Annotated in this window: 20 protein-coding genes, 1 tRNA gene and 1 riboswitch; of the genes, 4 read left to right on the top strand and 17 right to left on the bottom strand. The window is 45.7% G+C overall.

From position 1 onward, the window contains the following. Window positions 1–274: 274 nt before the first annotated feature. From EWH91_RS13695 to EWH91_RS13730, 8 genes are all read right to left on the bottom strand, one after another. Window positions 275–348 (bottom strand) — tRNA-Pro (locus tag EWH91_RS13695). Between the two features lie 101 nt (window positions 349–449). Beyond that, window positions 450–950: a GNAT family N-acetyltransferase gene (locus EWH91_RS13700; RefSeq protein WP_129930756.1), complete on the bottom strand. Its 501-nt coding sequence runs from the start codon at window positions 948–950 to the stop codon at window positions 450–452. A 38-nt stretch (window positions 951–988) separates the two neighbouring features. Next, complete coding sequence (locus EWH91_RS13705; protein WP_165364336.1) at window positions 989–1,360, bottom strand: tetratricopeptide repeat protein; 372 nt, start codon at window positions 1,358–1,360, stop codon at window positions 989–991. Window positions 1,361–1,564: 204 nt separating this feature from the next. Continuing rightward, complete coding sequence (locus tag EWH91_RS13710) at window positions 1,565–1,939, bottom strand: DUF402 domain-containing protein (RefSeq protein WP_165364337.1); 375 nt, start codon at window positions 1,937–1,939, stop codon at window positions 1,565–1,567. A gap of 239 nt (window positions 1,940–2,178) precedes the next feature. Beyond that, window positions 2,179–2,484, bottom strand: coding sequence for a DUF6506 family protein (locus EWH91_RS13715; RefSeq protein ID WP_129930762.1), 306 nt, complete (start codon window positions 2,482–2,484; stop codon window positions 2,179–2,181). Continuing rightward, window positions 2,475–2,762, bottom strand: a complete 288-nt coding sequence (locus EWH91_RS14610; protein ID WP_206184345.1) for a hypothetical protein — start codon at window positions 2,760–2,762, stop codon at window positions 2,475–2,477. The genes EWH91_RS13715 and EWH91_RS14610 overlap by 10 nt, the downstream gene beginning before the upstream one ends. Before the next feature lie 419 nt (window positions 2,763–3,181). After that, window positions 3,182–3,427, bottom strand: coding sequence for an AzlC family ABC transporter permease (locus tag EWH91_RS14825; protein ID WP_240697375.1), 246 nt, complete (start codon window positions 3,425–3,427; stop codon window positions 3,182–3,184). Between the two features lie 163 nt (window positions 3,428–3,590). Then, on the bottom strand, window positions 3,591–4,274 hold the full coding sequence (locus EWH91_RS13730; protein ID WP_129930764.1) for a class I SAM-dependent methyltransferase: 684 nt from the start codon (window positions 4,272–4,274) through the stop codon (window positions 3,591–3,593). A gap of 151 nt (window positions 4,275–4,425) precedes the next feature. Between EWH91_RS13730 and EWH91_RS13735 the strand changes: the two genes are divergently transcribed. Together EWH91_RS13735 and EWH91_RS13740 are read left to right on the top strand one after the other, a co-directional pair. Further along, window positions 4,426–5,334, top strand: coding sequence for an AEC family transporter (locus EWH91_RS13735; protein ID WP_129930766.1), 909 nt, complete (start codon window positions 4,426–4,428; stop codon window positions 5,332–5,334). Between the two features lie 57 nt (window positions 5,335–5,391). Beyond that, window positions 5,392–5,507, top strand: a riboswitch (THF riboswitch). 58 nt (window positions 5,508–5,565) lie between these two features. Beyond that, the gene (locus tag EWH91_RS13740) at window positions 5,566–6,150 is read left to right on the top strand and encodes a folate family ECF transporter S component (protein ID WP_129930768.1); all 585 of its coding nucleotides are present in this window, start codon (window positions 5,566–5,568) and stop codon (window positions 6,148–6,150) included. 73 nt (window positions 6,151–6,223) lie between these two features. Here the strand turns inward: EWH91_RS13740 and EWH91_RS13745 are convergent, their stop codons facing one another. The 6 genes from EWH91_RS13745 to EWH91_RS13770 form a co-directional block, all read right to left on the bottom strand. Continuing rightward, a complete protein-coding gene (locus EWH91_RS13745; RefSeq protein WP_240697376.1) occupies window positions 6,224–6,694 on the bottom strand; it encodes a GNAT family N-acetyltransferase in 471 nt (156 codons plus the stop codon). Continuing rightward, a complete protein-coding gene (locus EWH91_RS13750) occupies window positions 6,691–7,365 on the bottom strand; it encodes an endonuclease III domain-containing protein (protein WP_129930770.1) in 675 nt (224 codons plus the stop codon). Before EWH91_RS13750 ends, EWH91_RS13745 begins: the two co-directional genes overlap by 4 nt. A 129-nt stretch (window positions 7,366–7,494) precedes the next feature. Continuing rightward, window positions 7,495–8,736 (bottom strand): MFS transporter, encoded by a 1,242-nt coding sequence (locus tag EWH91_RS13755; RefSeq protein WP_129930772.1) that lies wholly within the window; start codon window positions 8,734–8,736, stop codon window positions 7,495–7,497. Window positions 8,737–8,780: 44 nt separating this feature from the next. Continuing rightward, window positions 8,781–9,308 carry a PadR family transcriptional regulator gene (locus EWH91_RS13760; protein ID WP_326407617.1) on the bottom strand — a complete coding sequence of 176 codons (528 nt, stop codon included), beginning with the start codon at window positions 9,306–9,308 and terminating at the stop codon, window positions 8,781–8,783. A gap of 631 nt (window positions 9,309–9,939) precedes the next feature. Continuing rightward, entirely contained in the window at window positions 9,940–10,401 is a 462-nt protein-coding gene (locus tag EWH91_RS13765) for a GNAT family N-acetyltransferase (protein ID WP_129930776.1), read from the bottom strand. A gap of 220 nt (window positions 10,402–10,621) precedes the next feature. Then, window positions 10,622–11,821, bottom strand: a complete 1,200-nt coding sequence (locus EWH91_RS13770) for an MFS transporter (protein ID WP_129930778.1) — start codon at window positions 11,819–11,821, stop codon at window positions 10,622–10,624. A 254-nt stretch (window positions 11,822–12,075) separates the two neighbouring features. On the opposite strand from EWH91_RS13770, the gene queG reads away from it, so the two are divergent. Beyond that, window positions 12,076–13,242 carry a tRNA epoxyqueuosine(34) reductase QueG gene (gene queG / locus EWH91_RS13775; protein ID WP_129930780.1) on the top strand — a complete coding sequence of 389 codons (1,167 nt, stop codon included), beginning with the start codon at window positions 12,076–12,078 and terminating at the stop codon, window positions 13,240–13,242. 129 nt (window positions 13,243–13,371) lie between these two features. Here the strand turns inward: queG and EWH91_RS13780 are convergent, their stop codons facing one another. The 3 genes from EWH91_RS13780 to EWH91_RS13790 are packed head-to-tail and all read right to left on the bottom strand — an operon-like array spanning window position 13,372 to window position 16,321. Continuing rightward, complete coding sequence (locus EWH91_RS13780) at window positions 13,372–14,214, bottom strand: glycine betaine ABC transporter substrate-binding protein (protein WP_483315841.1); 843 nt, start codon at window positions 14,212–14,214, stop codon at window positions 13,372–13,374. Between the two features lie 59 nt (window positions 14,215–14,273). After that, window positions 14,274–15,116 (bottom strand): ABC transporter permease, encoded by an 843-nt coding sequence (locus EWH91_RS13785; protein WP_129930784.1) that lies wholly within the window; start codon window positions 15,114–15,116, stop codon window positions 14,274–14,276. Continuing rightward, window positions 15,113–16,321 (bottom strand): quaternary amine ABC transporter ATP-binding protein, encoded by a 1,209-nt coding sequence (locus EWH91_RS13790; protein WP_129930786.1) that lies wholly within the window; start codon window positions 16,319–16,321, stop codon window positions 15,113–15,115. The genes EWH91_RS13785 and EWH91_RS13790 overlap by 4 nt, the downstream gene beginning before the upstream one ends. A gap of 336 nt (window positions 16,322–16,657) precedes the next feature. Between EWH91_RS13790 and EWH91_RS13795 the strand changes: the two genes are divergently transcribed. Next, complete coding sequence (locus EWH91_RS13795; protein ID WP_206184346.1) at window positions 16,658–17,218, top strand: GbsR/MarR family transcriptional regulator; 561 nt, start codon at window positions 16,658–16,660, stop codon at window positions 17,216–17,218. Window positions 17,219–17,513: the final 295 nt, after the last annotated feature.

Here is a 17,513-nt window from a genome sequence, read left to right on the forward strand (position 1 = left end):
AAACCCTTCGTAAGTACATGCCTATATTATATTACAGGTGAGTTTCAACATCAAGCATAGTTATCCACAGATGTGTGCCTATGGATAACTTTTGGATGACCTATTATGCACATGTGGATAATTTAAATAAATCCCTAGAACAAGGGATTCTTTTAATCGCTCACTTGAAAGATTGTGCCTACAACTGTCGAAGTCGAGTTTAACAAACTATCTTTATAACACAAAAAAGCAATGCAACGGAATTTGTTTCCATTACATTGCTTTTTTCTTTTCATCGGAAAGACAGGATTTGAACCTGCGACCACATGGCCCCCAGCCATGTGCTCTACCAAGCTGAGCTACTTTCCGTTATGTCAAATAAAATGGCCAATTAACATGATAAGCGGTCCGATGCTTCATGTCAAGCGAGAACAGACACGAGTCTTTCATCCTGTTCGATGATCGATCCTTTATGAGAAAATCACAAGATGATAAGCATGACCCAGCTTTGTCTTACCTTCCCTTCGAAAACCACATTTTAAGAAAAGTTTTTGTGAGGCAATATTATAATCATAGATCTCACGGACATACAGGTGCTTCAATCCCTGACGCGTTGCCCGCTCAACCAGAGCATTAATGACCTGTGAGCCAATCCCTTTCCCCCTGCAGGCGGGGTCCCCAATGACGATGGGCAGATCATGACGAGCTAAAGTCACATCACCGATCGGGTAAAAATGGTCTGCTGCCTGATATTCAATATAGTAGAGTTCACCCATCTTCCCGAGCACACGGTACATTCGCGATAAAGTTTCCCTGTCATACGGCCGTCTGTCCGGTCCGTCAACCAGACGAAGGGTTTCTCTATCCTGATACCACGCAAAGGCTTCGGGTATGATTTCTCTGAACTTTATCAGCCGTATCCTTTTCGAAACGGTCAGAATGTCCGGCTGATCTTCTTTAAAAATCTTCATGAAACATCCAGCACCTCTGCAATTTGTTTATTTTCATATCATGGTTTTTCTTCTGTCAGCTCATTTACTTTAACTTTCAGCGCCTCTTTGAACCCCTCAAAAGCTTCAGGCTTTAATTCTCTTAAAAGTACTTGAACGAGCTGTTGTACCGCCATTTTCTCGAGGCCTGCATCCAGCAGGATCAGGCTGCAGAAACATTCCACAGGAATATGCCCGGGATATTTTTCCATTGCCCCGGTTATCATCGCCATAGCCTGATCAACCTTTCCGACATTTCGATAAGATGAAGCAAGACAGATCATTGCCACTCGCTCATCATCCGGGTCAAGCCCTGAATCCATGGCTTTTTTATAAGCAGGAATCGCTTCTTCTTCTCTGGAAAAGTGATCGAGAGCCAGCGCATATTTCAAACAAAGTCTGCCATTATCGGACTGATGTTTTGACAAATCCCTGAGAAGACGAAGGCAGGTTTCCTCCTGGCCTTCCTTTAAGTAAAGGTCAGCCTTCTGAATGATAGTGTCTGCTGAATCGCACAAATGATCAGATCCCTTCCTGGGAAGTGCAGGTTACGTATAGACTTTTGTCGGTATACAGTACCATTTTTTGTGAAAAGACTAAGCCTCTGGAGGATTCTGCTGTTTGCCAGGCGGCAGGCTTTTCTTCATTTGAATCAGTCCGGCGAGTATATGACCGGCTGAAACGATTAAATCTTTCAACGTTTGATTTACATAGCCTTGTTCAAATTGTTCCATGCTCTCCGGCAATTCATCACGATCAAGTACACACTGCTTTCCCTCCGGCGTCACGAGCAGATCCACAATTAAGTCTTCATAGGAGACCACTTGATCGCTAATCCGTGTATTCCGGACGATATTAAAGTATGCGCCTAAATAGTTGCCCCCGCTGCCTTGCCAAATGTAAATGTTATATGGCCGATCTGTCCAGTACCAGGCATACGTACGGCTGCCCGCCGGAAGATTTACAATCACAGCATCCCTTCCAAGTATAACAGGATCAGGCAACACATAGGTCAGGACGACCCGATCAGAATGCCGACTAAGAACCTGACAGCGGTATTCCGCTATAGAGCCATCATAACGGATTTTTCTTTCGATCATTTCACATTTATTGTGAAGAATTGCTATTCACCTTCCCTATAACGTCAGGAATCATGGGTGCACATTCTGGATAAGTGTGTGCACCCGGTTGTAATAGATGAGACAGGCTGTTAACTGAACACATCATCACCGCTTTTATGTCCGAGCCCGGGATGATGATCAAATCGGACAACGCCGACTTCAGCTTTTCCCTTAACTGCACGGGCTATCTTCCCTGTGCCGATATTTCCAAACCCGCCACACAATTCAATGGCTGTAACACCCTCATCAGCGAGGGCAACTGCAGCCTTAACCGCTTCATCGTACGTTCTGACCCCAATGACTTTCAATTTAATCACCGGTGTGTCAATCAGGGCACGTGCTTCATCCGTATTTATCTCCGGTCCGATAAAAATAAATGCTGCTTTTACCTCCATCGAAAAACCCCTCCCTTAATGATTGTAGCAAAAAATGTATGCGTTAACAGGTTATATTGATCACAATGATTCCATTTGAATGGAGGTAAACAGCTGAAAAAATAGCGCCAGATTAATCCGGCAATCATGCCAAGAGCAACGGACGGCAGAAATCGTTTCATCAGTTTGATGGCAATGGCTCCGGTCAGACAGGTAATGAGAACAGGCACAGACAGGATAAGATGACCTTCTGAGGGAATCAGGGTCTGTTTGACAAGCAGGGCAACAACGATTGCCACCGGTACAATAAAAATACTGTCTCAGAACAGGATTCAATTTTTTTCCTGCCATAAAAAGCAGACCCGTAATTCTGGAGAGATAAGGCGTTAAGGCAAGGACGCCGATTAGCAGCCACTGATTATACATGAACGGATCTCCTCCAGAAATAAAGTCCGGCAATCGGTGCGAAAATAACCGTCAGAATAATTGTCAGCTCATTACCCGGACTCAATGTTTCTAATCCAGTTGCGGCAAGAGCTGTTGCGATGACGGGCTTCCCCTTCAGCCCGGGAATAAGCAGTGCCGTAAAAATTACGGGGAAAGCAAGATCCAGTCCCCTTTTTGCGGATCCAGTTGATTTCCCATAAATGCGCCTGAAAATGAAGCGGAGACCCAGGCGATATAGAAACAGGCGGTAACGATCACAAAATAGAGTGGATCAGGTCGGTCCCGTTTTCTGAAATCTGGAACTTGCCAGAACGAAAGGCTCGTCCGAGATACCGAAAGAAATCAGCCATTTCCATTTTCCTGCAGGTGCAAGACCTTCTGCCAGTGCAGCACCGTACAGCAGATTGCGCAGGTTAAGTAAAAGAGTGGTCAGCAGAATACTTGCCATGCCTGCACCGCCTGCCAGCATCGCAACAGTCACGAGCTGTGCAGAACCTGAAAAGACCGGAAGTGACATGGCGACAGGGTAAGCAGACTGAACTTCACCTGAGCGGCCAGTACACCAAAAGACAGGCCGTATGTCCCAATAGCCACTGCCAGAGGCATGGCCTCAAAAAAAGCGGTTTTTATGAAAAAATGATCCTGCCCGAAATACCCAGATCGAGACGGACTTACAGCAATCATTTACTTGCGCAAATATAATATCCACTTTTATACCAGTCCAGGTATTCGATGTGGGTTTTCCACCCTCTCTCTTCATAGGCATGTGCAATCTGACTGGGTTCAAGCCTGTTCCGCATTCGCGGGTTATTCCTCATAAACCAGCCCATCTGACGGATTTCTGTTGTAACAATGGAGGTGATATCAGTGAAAAACTGCTCCGTATCCTCGACAAACATGAATACATCCCTGCTTACAAGATAATCCACAGATCCAGGGGCAAAAAACTGGTTCAGGTTCCTGAGATCAGCCAGAACAAATTTAAATCTGTTATGACAGAGACCTGCCGTTTCTTTTTCGCACGCGGGATCGGTATCCAACCCGTACAGTTTGTCAATCTGCTGGTTCTGAATGAGTGCCCTGCTCAGGAAGCCGCTGCCACAACCGAGATCCAGCACAAAGCCGGACAATCCGCTGAAGTACGATAATATTTTTTTATTATAAAATGCCTCAGCATCCGACTGACGGATGACCCTTTCATGACCGCATGCAGAACAATTTATCTTGATCGAAAAGGCCGTTTTGTCCCATGGATGATGCCCATTCTGCAATATAGAGCATGGTTCCCCGCACTTATCACAATAACTACCCCAGACAGAATAATCGTGTTCCTGAAACATCTGATTCACCTGTTCCTTTTTCATTCCCTTTTATTTACATTTCTTACTATAAATGAAAATAAGCGATCTGTCATTACTGTATCGCTGAATGCTTCCGTACCCCCCTTTTCTGAGCGACATGGTATGATGAAATAGTAAATTCACATGCTGGAGACCCGCCTGTTGGAGGAAAATGATGTCTGCCTATCTGCATTTACTGATGTCCACTACAGTTCCGATTCTTATCATCTGCCTTTCCGGCATGCTTCTTCAGCAGAGGCGTCCGGTGGATACCAAACTGCTTGCAGATATTGGTCTGTACATCTTTGCACCGGCTCTCATTGTCAAGGCGCTGACCGATTCCCGGCTCCAGGGTAGAACTGTTCTTGATATTTTCTTTTTTACCGTAATCATGACTCTTGTTCTGTGGATTCTGACCTTTCTTACTGCAAAAATTTTCAAAATGCCAAATAAAACAGCACGGGCATTGACACTCACCACGCTGTTCAGCAATTCGAACAATTACGGGCTGCCCGTCCTGCTTCTTGCTTTTGGCCACAGAGGTTTTGCGCTCGGCGCCATTTATGTCATTGGCCAGATTATCCTTGTGAATATCCTGGGCATGTATATCGCATCCCGTTCCACCATGAATGGAAAACAAGCTTTGATTCAGATTTCGAAAACACCACTGATTTACGCGGCGATCGGAGGTGCTGCATTAAGTTTACTCCACCAGCCGCTTCCGATCGGTATCGATGAGGCCGCTCAGCTCCTGGGCACGGCTTATCCCGCCCTGGTGCTTCTGATCCTCGGTGTTCAACTTCGCCGGACGCATCGGTCGGGCCTGCACCGCCCGGAAGTATGGACCGGTGTGATCCTGCGCATCATGGCTGTCCCCCTGCTGGCAACAGTCGTTCTGAAACTGCTTGGCATCCACGGTTTGCTCGCCTCGGTGCTGCTGGTCCAGGTCAGTATGCCGGCGGCGATTAATACCGTCCTTCTTGCTGAGAAATATGACGGAGATACCGGGATGATTTCCCTGATCGTCTCAATTACTACCATTCTGAGTTTTGTCTACTTACCCGTGCTCATTTATTTCGGATGACTGGAATCTTTTTTTCTTGATCTCTTCCATAGATCGATGTAGAATGAAAACGAATCAGGCAGAGTAGATAATTGTGGGTTACGTGCCCGGGGGACGGGGAGTTGTCCCTGGGACGAAAAATCGGATCCTTTTTTGGATAAAGGTTTGCCGTACAATTATTGCATCCCGCTGCTGCATACCGGAGTCTTCCTCCTCTATGTAGCAAAAAAATGTTGCTGAGGGGGAATTTTTATGTCTATTTTTACTGCTGAGTATTGGAAAACGGCAGCAAAAGCATTAAATAATCTGAAAGTACTCGTCCTTGCTTCTCTTCTTATTGCGCTGAGTGTGGTACTCAGTTCCTTCTCTATTCCCGTTGCAGAGAATCTTCACATTACGTTCGGTTATCTTGTCATGTCTCTGGGCGCAGTGATCTACGGACCCGTTGTTGGTCTGATCGTCGGCGCCGTATCCGATATCGTTGGATTTGTCATTCATCCATCTGGGATGTTCTTTCCCGGTTACACACTTTCAAGCATGCTGGGCTGCTTTATATACGGCATTTTCTTTTATAAAGCCAGAATTACCGTTCTGCGCATCTTTCTGGCAAAATTCCTTGTAAATTACATTGTCAATATTGGACTCGGCTGTATCTGGAGTGCGATGATCATGGGCAAGGGATACCTGTACTTTTTTGCCCACAGCATTGTTAAGAACACGCTGATGCTGCCGATCGAAGTCTTCCTCATATATAGCCTGTTTCAGATCTTATTGCCCGTTTTGGTTTACACCGGCATAGTAAGCCGGAAACAATCGAAACATATTTCTATCATTTAACGTACAGAATTCAGAAACAACTCCCCGGATGATCAGCGCTGTTGCTCTTATAAAGGGCAGCAGCACTGTTTTTTTATATATGCTTTCGCATGATGGCTACCGGAACTTCCTGTCCACTCGCTTTGTGTACCCTGCATTCGCCAATGATTTTATAGCCGAGTGATTGATAGAGATGCACATTTCTTGTCACCAGAGCCCGAACGCGGCAGGTGATTGACATCTTGTGATCGATTCTCGCTATATTTTCCAGTTCCTTAAGAATGGATGTGGCCACCCCGCAGCCGCGCTGCTCAGGAATTACAGCCAGGCGATAAAAGTAAATGGCGTCCTCGTGAACCTGAAACCGAACCATATCGACCGGCTCGTTATCCATATATGCAATCAGACCTTGCTCCCCGTCTTCTCTTGCTGCCTGAATGCTGTCCATGGTTTCATCCATCGCACTTGATGGCGCATCTGTCATATCATATTCCGCAAACGCCCGCTGCATCAGCAAATGAATCAGGGGGATATCCCGATCACCCGCATAAACTATTTTTATCACTTGAAACCTCCGTGTCTGCGCTGGTAATCTTTCTCTATCCGTGCCTCACATTTTGAGAAGAACGGACATCCATCACACCGTGCTGCAGCCCGGCAATGCATTTTGCCATGTGCAACGATCAGGGCATGATATTCCTGATAAACAGCCAGATCATCCGGAAGGCCGGCCTCTACTTGTTTTCGAAAATCATCGTAATTTTTTGGGACGTCGTCACCCAGTCTTGTAAAAAAGCGCCGGGCGTAGGCATCAGCAATGAAAAAAGGCTTTTTGAAAGCATAGACGAGCATGGCGTCCGCCGTCTCGCGGCCGATGCCTTTCACATCAAGCAATTCATTTCTAAGCGATGAGGCATCCACAGCGGATACCCTGGACGGATCGTAATGATAGTCCCTGTACCAGGCAAGAAAAGAGCGTATCCTTTCTGCTTTCAGACGATAGAATCCTGAAGGACGAATACAATCGGCTAATGCTTCAGGAGACATACGTTCTATTTTTTCCGGTGTTAAGCCTGGTTTCAATCGTTTCAGAGCAAGATCAACGTTTTTCCACGATGTGTTTTGTGTCAGGATGGCACCGATCAGCATCTCAAACGTTGACTCGGCCGGCCACCAGTGCTGTGGTCCATAACTCCGCAGCAAAATATGATACCTTTCCATTTGGTTCAACTTCATTGATCCCTTTCTCCTCTATCCTATCTCATTTTTATACACTTCTGAAATCATCCAGTTATGTGCCTGTCTCTTATACGATCAGATTTTCCTGACGATCAAACCGCAATCATTTCAGCGGCTGAAAAAATGTTAATCTTGCGCCCTTAATCGTGTTTTTCTTTTTAGTAATTGCATCATGGTTGCAGATACAAATCCGATACAGGCGGTAATGATCCAGGCTGCAGTAAATGAAAGCGTCGAAATCACTTTTCCTGTGATTACTGGTCCGAGCGTGTAACCTGCTCCTGTAATGATGGGCAGAATCGAACTGACCCGGCCGCGGTGTGAAGCCGGCGTAAAATCAGCAATAAACGAACGCGAGTTAACCGAAACCAGAATCTCTCCAAGGGTCATGATGAATACGCCAATGTAAAAAGCAGGCAGCACGTGAATAAAGCCGAAAATGACGAACGAAAGGCCATAGCACAATCCCCCTGAGGATATCAGGCTGATAGGGTGGAAATTCCGTGTCATTTTGGTAAGAGCCGGTGTCACAACAAGCACAACCAGGCCATTGAAACTGGCCAGGGTTCCATACAGTGCTGCACCTTTTCCATCAAAAATATCGGCCATTTGCATGGGTAAAGTGAAATTCCATTGACTGAATATAAAGAAGTAGAAGAATGAAATCAGTGCAAAGGACAGCAGAATTCGCCGTCTGAATAAAAGATGAAACACCGAACCTTCAACCTTTTGCTCCAACACACGATCTTCATCTATTTCCCGGACTGGATCCTTCCCCATTGTCTCCGGAATAAATACCATGACTAAAAGCAGAGCCATGATGGTTGTCAGCCCATCGCCGATAAAAACAAGAGGAAGTGCATTCTCAAATAATAAGCCGCCCAAAATTGGGCCTATGGCGAACCCTAAGTTCATCCCCATATAAGTTAAAGAATAAGAGGCCTTACGATTTTCCGGCGTTGTTATATCTGCAACGAGTGCATCATAGGCGGGCTGACTCATTGAATAGAAAACAGAAGAAGCGATTAACAAGTAAGTCATCTCAAGGGTCGGTTTCATCAATCCGCAAATGATTAACGCTATCGCTCCCGCCCCTTGGGAGATCAGGATAATCCGTTTTCTCCCGATGGTATCTGCCAGTTTACCTGCAATAATTATGCCGGGAGCACAGAGTAATGCCTGGATGGTCACGAATAATCCGGCCTCATCGCTTCCCATACCTGTTTTTTGTGTCAAAATCAGAACAAGTATGGGCTGAACAAAGCTCCCAATATTATTGATGATTCGAGCAAAAAAAATGATATAAATCTCTCGGGGTAACCCGCTGTATATACTGAATGAAGTCCGTAAAGCCCTTTCCTTTGGCATGTTTTGTCATATCCCTTCATCTCTTCTTGCAAAACGGATACCCTTTATTCATCTGAAACATTCCCAACTGAGTATTTTTTCACAACTTCGAGTTGCGCCTGATACATGGACATGCCAAAGTCAAAGCTTATTTTTTGCGTTTGTGTCATATTACAGCTCCATTTTCGATCAACCCGCTTTAGTTTTCGAATTTTTTCCTCGATCCGCTCTTTTTCTTCCATCAACCAAATATTTAAGAGCTCATCGTTCACATGACTTCCAAAATACAGACGCACCAGAAATTCCGACTGAAAAACATCATCACCAATCTCCGTCTGAAGATAATTTTTGAAGGCCTGTCTTCCTTTTTTAGTGATATGATAGATATTTTTATTTGGTTTTCCCTCTTGAATAACTACCTCTTTTCGCACTTCACCGGTGGACTCCAGCTTCTTTAATGTCGGATAAATCATTCCATAGCCTCCGGAGAAAAAGTGAGAAAAAACCGTCTGAAACATTTCGTGGATCTCGTAGCCGGTTCTTGGCATTTCCAGCAGCAAACCAAGAATGACATCCTTTCCCTTCATAAGCATCACCTTTTATATTAATGTTATTTATATTCATCTTATGAATAATAATATCATTAATATGCTTAAAAGAAAAGATAATTTCTGAACAAATACATCCTTTGTTCAGAAATTCAAATCAGTCTCACCTTTGTCAGCTGACTTCGAATCGATTGGACACTTCCTGACGTGAATGTTCAGTCAATCGCTTTTGCATAAAAGAATTGCCCCCAGTACACCAGAGGCAATCCGAACGCAATGAATAAAGTGAAGCGTCAATCAGTGGAGGTTTTCTGCATCCTCCACTGATTGTTCGTTGAACTTATCGGGCTGCTGCGGGCAGTTATCCTACCCGGGCCTGTTCGTTTACCCTCATGACCCTGAGGTGTACTGCCCGTTCATGCGGGATAAATAAAGAGATGATGCCCTACCAGGATTGAATCATCATTCTGAAGGATGGTAAAATTGCGAAACCAGGCATTTAAGAAGAGTAAAGAGCGGTTCCTGATGTAAAATCAGGTCTGGTTGACGTGATCGTTTTTTCCGGGGCTTATGAGCATGATCATATAAAACCTAGAAAGTATTTCTGTTGTGGGAACTTGCATGGAGTCTGAATAGATCATGTGCTAAATTCAAGCACCCATAGCCCATCGTTTGATCAGACCTCACCCACCATTCTGATCACCTGATCGTCAAATTCGCTTTTCAGTTTCCTCATTCCATTTTTATAATAGAAGGAAATAGCGCGTTTATTGGTTGGCGAAACCCGGAGATGGTACTCCTGCACCCCATGCTTTCTGAAAAAGTCCATCGCATAACGCTGGAGGAGACGGCCGAATCCCATTCCTCTTTTATCGGCAATCAGATAGAAAAGATTGACATAGCCGATTGTACGCCCTTCACATTCACGGATTGTCAGTTCAACCTGACCCACCGGATAATTATCTTCCAGAGCAAGTACAAAACCTTCAGGATATTTTTTAATCTGGGTACGAAGCCAGTCAAGATATTGATCTTCATGGAAATCTTCTGCCGTCCCAAAACTGACGACGAACGAATCCCGCCGAAAGGCAATAATGACATCTCTGTCTTTACTTAGATTAATAGGAACAAACTCCATCGAAAAATCACCCCCTGTGATCAGATCTGCCTGTTGGATGGATACAGGCTATTTACATTTCAGGAACTCGTTCCGGTTACCCAATAGATCATGGACATGGAAGCGATTAGCTTCAGCCATTTGATATCTTCTGTGAAAAAAAACGTGATTCGCCAGATGATGGATGCTTCAGGCATTCAATCTTATCCACTAAAATGCGGAATGTACTCTTTTGATATTCTCATGATCCCGACTGCTGAAGGCTTTTTTCACCTGGCAGAAATAGGGTAATCACCGCAGCAACTAGTGGAAGAAAAACGAACAGATTAAATACGGTATAGACCCCATAAAGATCCGACAGCCAGCCAATCAGGGTGGCGCCGATGCCACCGGCACCAATTCCGAAACCAACCATGAGCCCGGAGACAAGACCGATATTCTTCGGGAACATGAGTTGCCCATAAACGACTGTAACCGCAAAGGTTGAAAGGATAAACAGGCCAAAGAGGAACAAAACAAGGACTGCCAGAACACCCTGTACATGCGGCAGCAGCCAGGCAAATGGAATCGTCGCTACCATTGAGACAAAAAGCAGCCATTTGTGACTAATTCGATCAGAGAAGCGGCCGCCCAGAAACGTACCCAATGCACCGGCCGCCAAAAAAAGGAACGTCATCAGGTCGCCGTAATGAAGCGAAATGCCCTGATGCAGATAAAAGAAGGGCAGAAAGCCGGCCACGCCTATCTGTGTCCAGGAACGAAGAATGACGACCAGTGTGAGCAGAAACAACCCCCAGGGTCGGTTCCGTCCCCGAATAGCAGACTGCCGTGCCTTATTTCTGATCAAACTCTTTTTGTACCAGGGCATCACTGACCAGACAAGGACAAAACCACCAACTGTCGCAAGGGCGAACCAGCCCAGACCGTGCAGCCCGGTGGCGATCAGGAAAAGCGGCAGAAGCAGTGGTCCGCAGGCCTGACCGAAATTACCTCCAACCTGAAAAATAGCCTGAGCCGTCCCCCGGGCGGTACCTGCAGCCATATAAGCGCCCCGCATCGCTTCCGGATGAAAAATCCCGGAGCCGATACCAGACAGACCAACAAGAATCAGGAGAATCCAGTATTCGGCAGCAAATCCGGAAGCTGTCAGTCCGAATCCCGTCAGACAAATACCGGCCGGCAGAAACCATGCCTGAGGTCTTTTATCCGTCATCACGCCAAATATCGGCTGCGACACAGAAGAAGTGATCATCGAAACAAACAGAATCAGTCCGGCCTGAAAATAATTCAGGTTAAATGCTTCTTTATAAAGTGGCAGCAGGGCTGGAACCAGTCCGGTCGTCATGACATCATTCAGAAAATGAATCAGGCTCAGGCTGAACAACTGCCGTTTCGCCCCGAGCCGGCGTTTGGTACCCAGTGTATGTATCGCAACGTTCATTCACATGTCCCCCTGTTCCTCATCCGCACAATGGATATTCTCATCTTATCAGAACACGCAGAAAACAGGCAGAAAAATGCCTGATCTGGAATTAAAAGTTTTTATCCATGATTTGCGGTTGTTCACCCATCACGCTATCATAATATCATCAGCTTTTTAACAAACAGAACATAGGTAGCTCCGCATCAAAATGACAGAGCTTCTCTGCTGGATCAGGCCGGCCGTAATCACCATCATGAGGAGATATAAAAGAAATGACAGATTTTCACAGATTGAAGAAAGAACTGATCACATACAGTAAAAAAGCAGGTATAGACAAGATTGGCTTCACGACAGCTGATCCCTTCACTGAATTAAAGGCAAGACTATACAAGCAGCAGGCGCTCGGCTATCAGTCTGGGTTCGAAGAAAAAGACATTGAAAAAAGAACCGAGCCTTCTCTTTTGATGGATGGTGTAAAATCAATCATCTCAATCGCCATGGCGTACCCGAAGAAAATGGCCAGGCGTCCCGCCAACACGAGAGGAAATCGTCGCGGTGCATTTGCCCGGGTATCCTGGGGGAAGGACTATCATGTCATCCTTCGTGATCGCCTGCAAAAGCTGGGTGATTTTCTGGTTGACCAGGTTCCTGGAGCGCGATACAAAAGCATGGTTGACACCGGTGAATTGTCTGATCGGGCGGTAGCCGAACGTGCGGGTATCGGCTGGTCCGGAAAAAATACGAACCTCATTACTCAGGAATTCGGTTCCTATGTTTATCTGGGCGAGATGCTGACAAACATTCCCTTCCCGCCGAACAGACCGGCAACTGATCTGTGCGGGGACTGCACGATCTGTCTTGACCACTGTCCGACCGGAGCACTCATTCAGGGTGGGCAGCTTAACAGCCGGAAATGTATCGCCTATCTTACTCAGACCAGGCAGGAACTGCCGGATGCATACAAAAAAGCAGTCGGCAACAGACTCTATGGCTGCGATACCTGTCAGCAGGTCTGTCCGTATAATCGCGATGTGGACAGCCACTTCCATGAGGAAATGGAGCCTGATCCAGAACTTGCCCGTCCGCTGCTCAAACCACTGCTGTCCTTGTCCAATCGTGAGTTCAGAGAAACATTCGGTGCACTTTCCGGTTCGTGGAGGGGAAAGAAGCCCATTCAGCGTAATGCAATTGTGGCACTCGGCAATTATAAAGAAACTGATGCCGCACCGGAACTCCTCCGATTGCTGAGAGAGGACCCGCGCCCGGTCATTCGCCGCACCGCCACCTGGGCACTTCAGAAGATGTGGGATCGTCTTGAGCACGACATGCGCACACATATCATTCAATCATTAGAAGATCTGTATGGCAAAGAAACAGACGAAAAGGTTCGCTCCTGGATTGAAGGCCGGCTCGACTCCGGTGCAGACTCTTCCTCTTAATCCGGGGTTCTGCCTGCTTACTCGTATCTGATCCCGTCCCTATCCGGTTGCTAACGTTTATTGATGGTATTTGATAAGAATCCATAAAAAAAACGACTTCAATAAGAAGCCGTGTCTTTTATTCATGATTTAATCTTTCAGATCCTCAATGGAATCAATATCAACATAAGAAGGAACAACCAGGCCAAGGCGGGTCCCTTTCAGATTCGGTCCGAGATCTGTCAGTGAATCTTTAAATTTTTTCAGGTAATCCGCATGAGTCGTCGGCAGCCAGGCCGCAACAATCGCGTCGTCACTGCCTTTGGCGACACCTGCCCACATCTGTCCGGCACCCAGCTGCTCCAGGGTGACCTTGTATCCCAGATCTTTCAGGACAGTAGTGACAACATTTGTACTGGCAATTTCCGATGACCAGGCCACGTAACCAAGCTTGATTTTTTTACCATTGACCTTGCTTGCACCTTTTGTCCATTCAGCGACTTTATCTTTATTCTCATCAACCCATTTTCTTGCAGCTTTTTCCGGGTCTTCCCCATTCTGAATATCGAGCATGACCTTCTCCATATCCTCTGCTTTCCAGTTAAATTGATCTAAAACCCTGGTCGCGTTGGGGTCCTTTTTTTCAAACCCTTTATGAATGATCGTATGAATCTCTTCTTCACCACCATAGCTGCCTTTCGGATCTTTTAAATACTTGAGATCATACTTCTGAAATTTCCAGTGCGGTGTCCAGCCTGTAACGACAATAGGTTCCTTCTTTTTAATCGCTTTATCAAGTGAGGCTGTCATCGTCGATTCAGAGCCGGACTGCAGGGTCCAGTTATCCAGCCCATAGTCTTTCATGACTTTATTTTCCGTTAACTTCATTTCCCCGGCACCCGGGTCGATACCTGTAATTTTGTGATCCACCTGGTCCGCAAACGATTCATTTTTATTACCTGAACTCTGTCCCTGACACCCGGCCAGAACCATACCCAGGCTTGTCAGTAATCCGATCAGCACAATCGTAAATTTTTTCAAAATAATCCTCCTCATTTATTCATATTATTGTTGGTTTTACGTGAAATTCTGTCCAGCATGATCGCAATAATGACTATCGCGATACCTGCTTCAAAACCGATATCCGTGCGAAGAGAAGTCACAGCCAGATAAACGTCTGCACCCAGACCCGGCGCGCCAACGAGTGATGCGACGACAACCATGGACAGGGCAAGCATGATACTCTGATTAATACCAGCCATGATCGTTGGCATCGAAAGCGGGATCTGCACTTTCATCAGCTTCTGCCAGACCGTTGATCCAAACGCTTCAGAAGCTTCAATCAGATCCGCCGGAACCTGACGAATACCGAGGCTCGTCATCCGGATCGTCGGCGGCATAGCAAAGATAATCGTGGCGACAACACCCGGAGGCATCCCTGTTCCAAATAAGAATATGGCCGGGATCAGATAAACAAAGGATGGCATCGTCTGCATGAAGTCCAGGATCGGTGTCATGATTTTTTTAAAGACATCATTAATCCCGGCGATGATCCCGAGTGGCAGCCCGATGACAATTGACAGAGCAACGGAAGTAATCACAAGGGCAAAGGTCTGCATGGTATGTTCCCAGTACCCCAGATCATAAATCAGAACCAGACCAATCAATGTAAACAGGGCAACACCCCATCCTCTTCGCCAGAACGCGAGAATCACGAACAGCAGGATGAATGCAACCGGAGTAATCAAATCAAATAATGAGACCAGTGAGCTGACAAAGGTTTCAATACCGCCGGCTACATTTTCAAAAAATGAACCAAATTGATCAGTAAAGAACTGGACAAACAGATCAGCCCAGTGGCCAATTGGAATTTTAGGTAAAAAGGTGTCGTTCACGATGTTTTAACCTCGATTCTTTCAGATGGAGCGGGAAGGTTTCCAGCAAGTGCCTGGATAACGGCCGGGCGGCGGACAATCCCCCGCAGCCGCCCCTTTTCATCAATGACAGGGAGCGGTAATGCTGATTTGGAAATTCGTTCAAATAAATCACTCAGTTTCGCGTCCATCGTTACCGGTTCGACCTGTTTAACGATATCGTCTGATGACTGTTTTTCTTTAGCAGCATCCGCGGCATCTTCGGCATAAATGACCCCTTTGAATTTTTTCATTCGATCCACGGCGAATATACTGGAAATCCCGGCATCACTCATAATTTGCAGGGCAACCCGTGGTCCACGGTCAATCTGTATGGCATCAGCCCGGCTCATGATGCGGCCTGCTGTAATGACTTTACTGATATCCACGTCCTCGACAAAGTGTTCGACATATTCATTTGCAGGATTCATAAGGATATCTTCCGGAGACCCGATCTGAACAATCCGACCATCTTTCATCAAAGCAATCCGATCACCAATCCGCAGTGCTTCATCCAGATCGTGTGTAATAAACACGATGGTTTTATGCATCTCACTTTGTAACTCGAGCAACTGATCCTGCATATCTTTACGGATCAGCGGGTCGAGTGCACTGAATGCTTCATCCATAAGCAGAATATCTGTGTCGCTGGCCAGTGCCCGTGCCAGACCAACGCGCTGCTGCATGCCTCCTGAAAGCTGGGCTGGTGAACTATTCTCATAACCCTCAAGTCCGACCAGTCGGAGCGCCTGTTTTGCCTTCTCCTGACGCTCTTCTTTATCGATTTTCCGGATTTCAAGCCCATAGGCTACATTATCCAGAAGATTGCGATGAGGAAACAGTGCAAAGCCCTGAAAGACCATGCTGATATTTTTTCTGCGGACCCGGCGAAGTTCATTCTTGCTCATTGCTGTGAGCTCCTGATCGTCAATCCGTACAGTTCCGGAGGTTGGTTCAATCAGTCGATTCAGCATCCGGACCAGCGTTGATTTTCCACTGCCCGATAACCCCATAATGACAAATATTTCACCTTCATGGACCTCGAAGCTGGCATCACTGACACCCAGGTTCATTCCTGTCTTCTTTTTTATCTGATTTTTGGTTAATCCCTGTTTCAGTAATTCCAGGCCCGCTTTACTATTCTTCCCGAAAATTTTTGAAACGTGCCTGACTTCGATTTTGTTCATTATAGCACCTCGTTTTTCTGTATAAGTATTTCCCTTTTCACACTTCATAAATCACCGCCTGTTTTTCAGTCATTCATCGATGATGAGATACATGATCGGCCGGATCGATTAAAAGTAGCACTTTTATTTTATCATAACTTTACGTACAGTTTAAACTTTACATACGGAACATATTATATTATTCTTATTTTGTTGCCTTTAATCTGTACTTTTCTCATACAAATCTTTTTTTCACGATGTTCAGCGTATAAAATGAAAATGGTATCAAGCGAAGCTGCACATGTACCATTTGTTCAATCCGATACCATGAAAAACAGTCAGGCCAGGTGAGTGTATATGGTGGAAAATAAGGATAAAGAAAAAATTGAGAATATAAGAGAACGGGTCATTGAAGCCATTTCTCAAAATATGTTCCTTTACGGTATCGGTCCGTCAACGGGACGGCTGTACGGCACACTCTATTTTAAAGACCGGCCAATGACGCTTGATGACATGAAAGAGGAATTGAAAATGAGTAAGACGAGCATGAGTACCTCTGTCCGCTCATTAAGTGAATTGAATATGGTGGAGAAAGTATGGAGAAAAGGCGTGCGTCGCGATTTATATGAAGCAAACAAAGACTGGTATCAGATTTTCACCGACTTCTTTTCTAATCAGTGGCGAAAAGTGACGGCTCTTAACATTAAGGCGATTAAGACATCATTAAAAGATCTGAAGAATCTGGAGGCATCTGGAGATCTTTCAGAAGAAGAGCAGAAAATGATCGAAGCGGATATGGAAAAATATCACTATGTCCTGGATTATTACCGCTGGCTGAATCAGCTGTTCGATCTGCTTGAAAGCGATGAAATTTACGACATTGTAAAGAAAAAATCATCAGAAAGAAAATCACAGTAATCAAAGGCTCCCGGTTTCATATCGGGCTGGAAGCAGCGCTTTCAGGGTAATGGTTTAATTCTGCAGGGTTAAGCGCATCCTTCTGGTCTTCAACGGATTGCCCATGAAGTCATCCTCAAAATCTTTAACCACTTTAAAACCTTTTGCCTGGTGAACCTCACACGACTCAAGTCGTGTGCTTCTGGGAACATTGCACACTTACCTAACGTTCAGGCAGAGGTCACAACTCTTTTACCAAGGCTCGTCCCGAGCCGAAGAATATTCTTTGCTGCGTTAATATCTCTATCGTGATGAT

This window comes from Sporolactobacillus sp. THM19-2, from assembly GCF_004153195.1.
In the GTDB taxonomy this organism is placed as follows: domain Bacteria; phylum Bacillota; class Bacilli; order Bacillales; family Sporolactobacillaceae; genus Sporolactobacillus.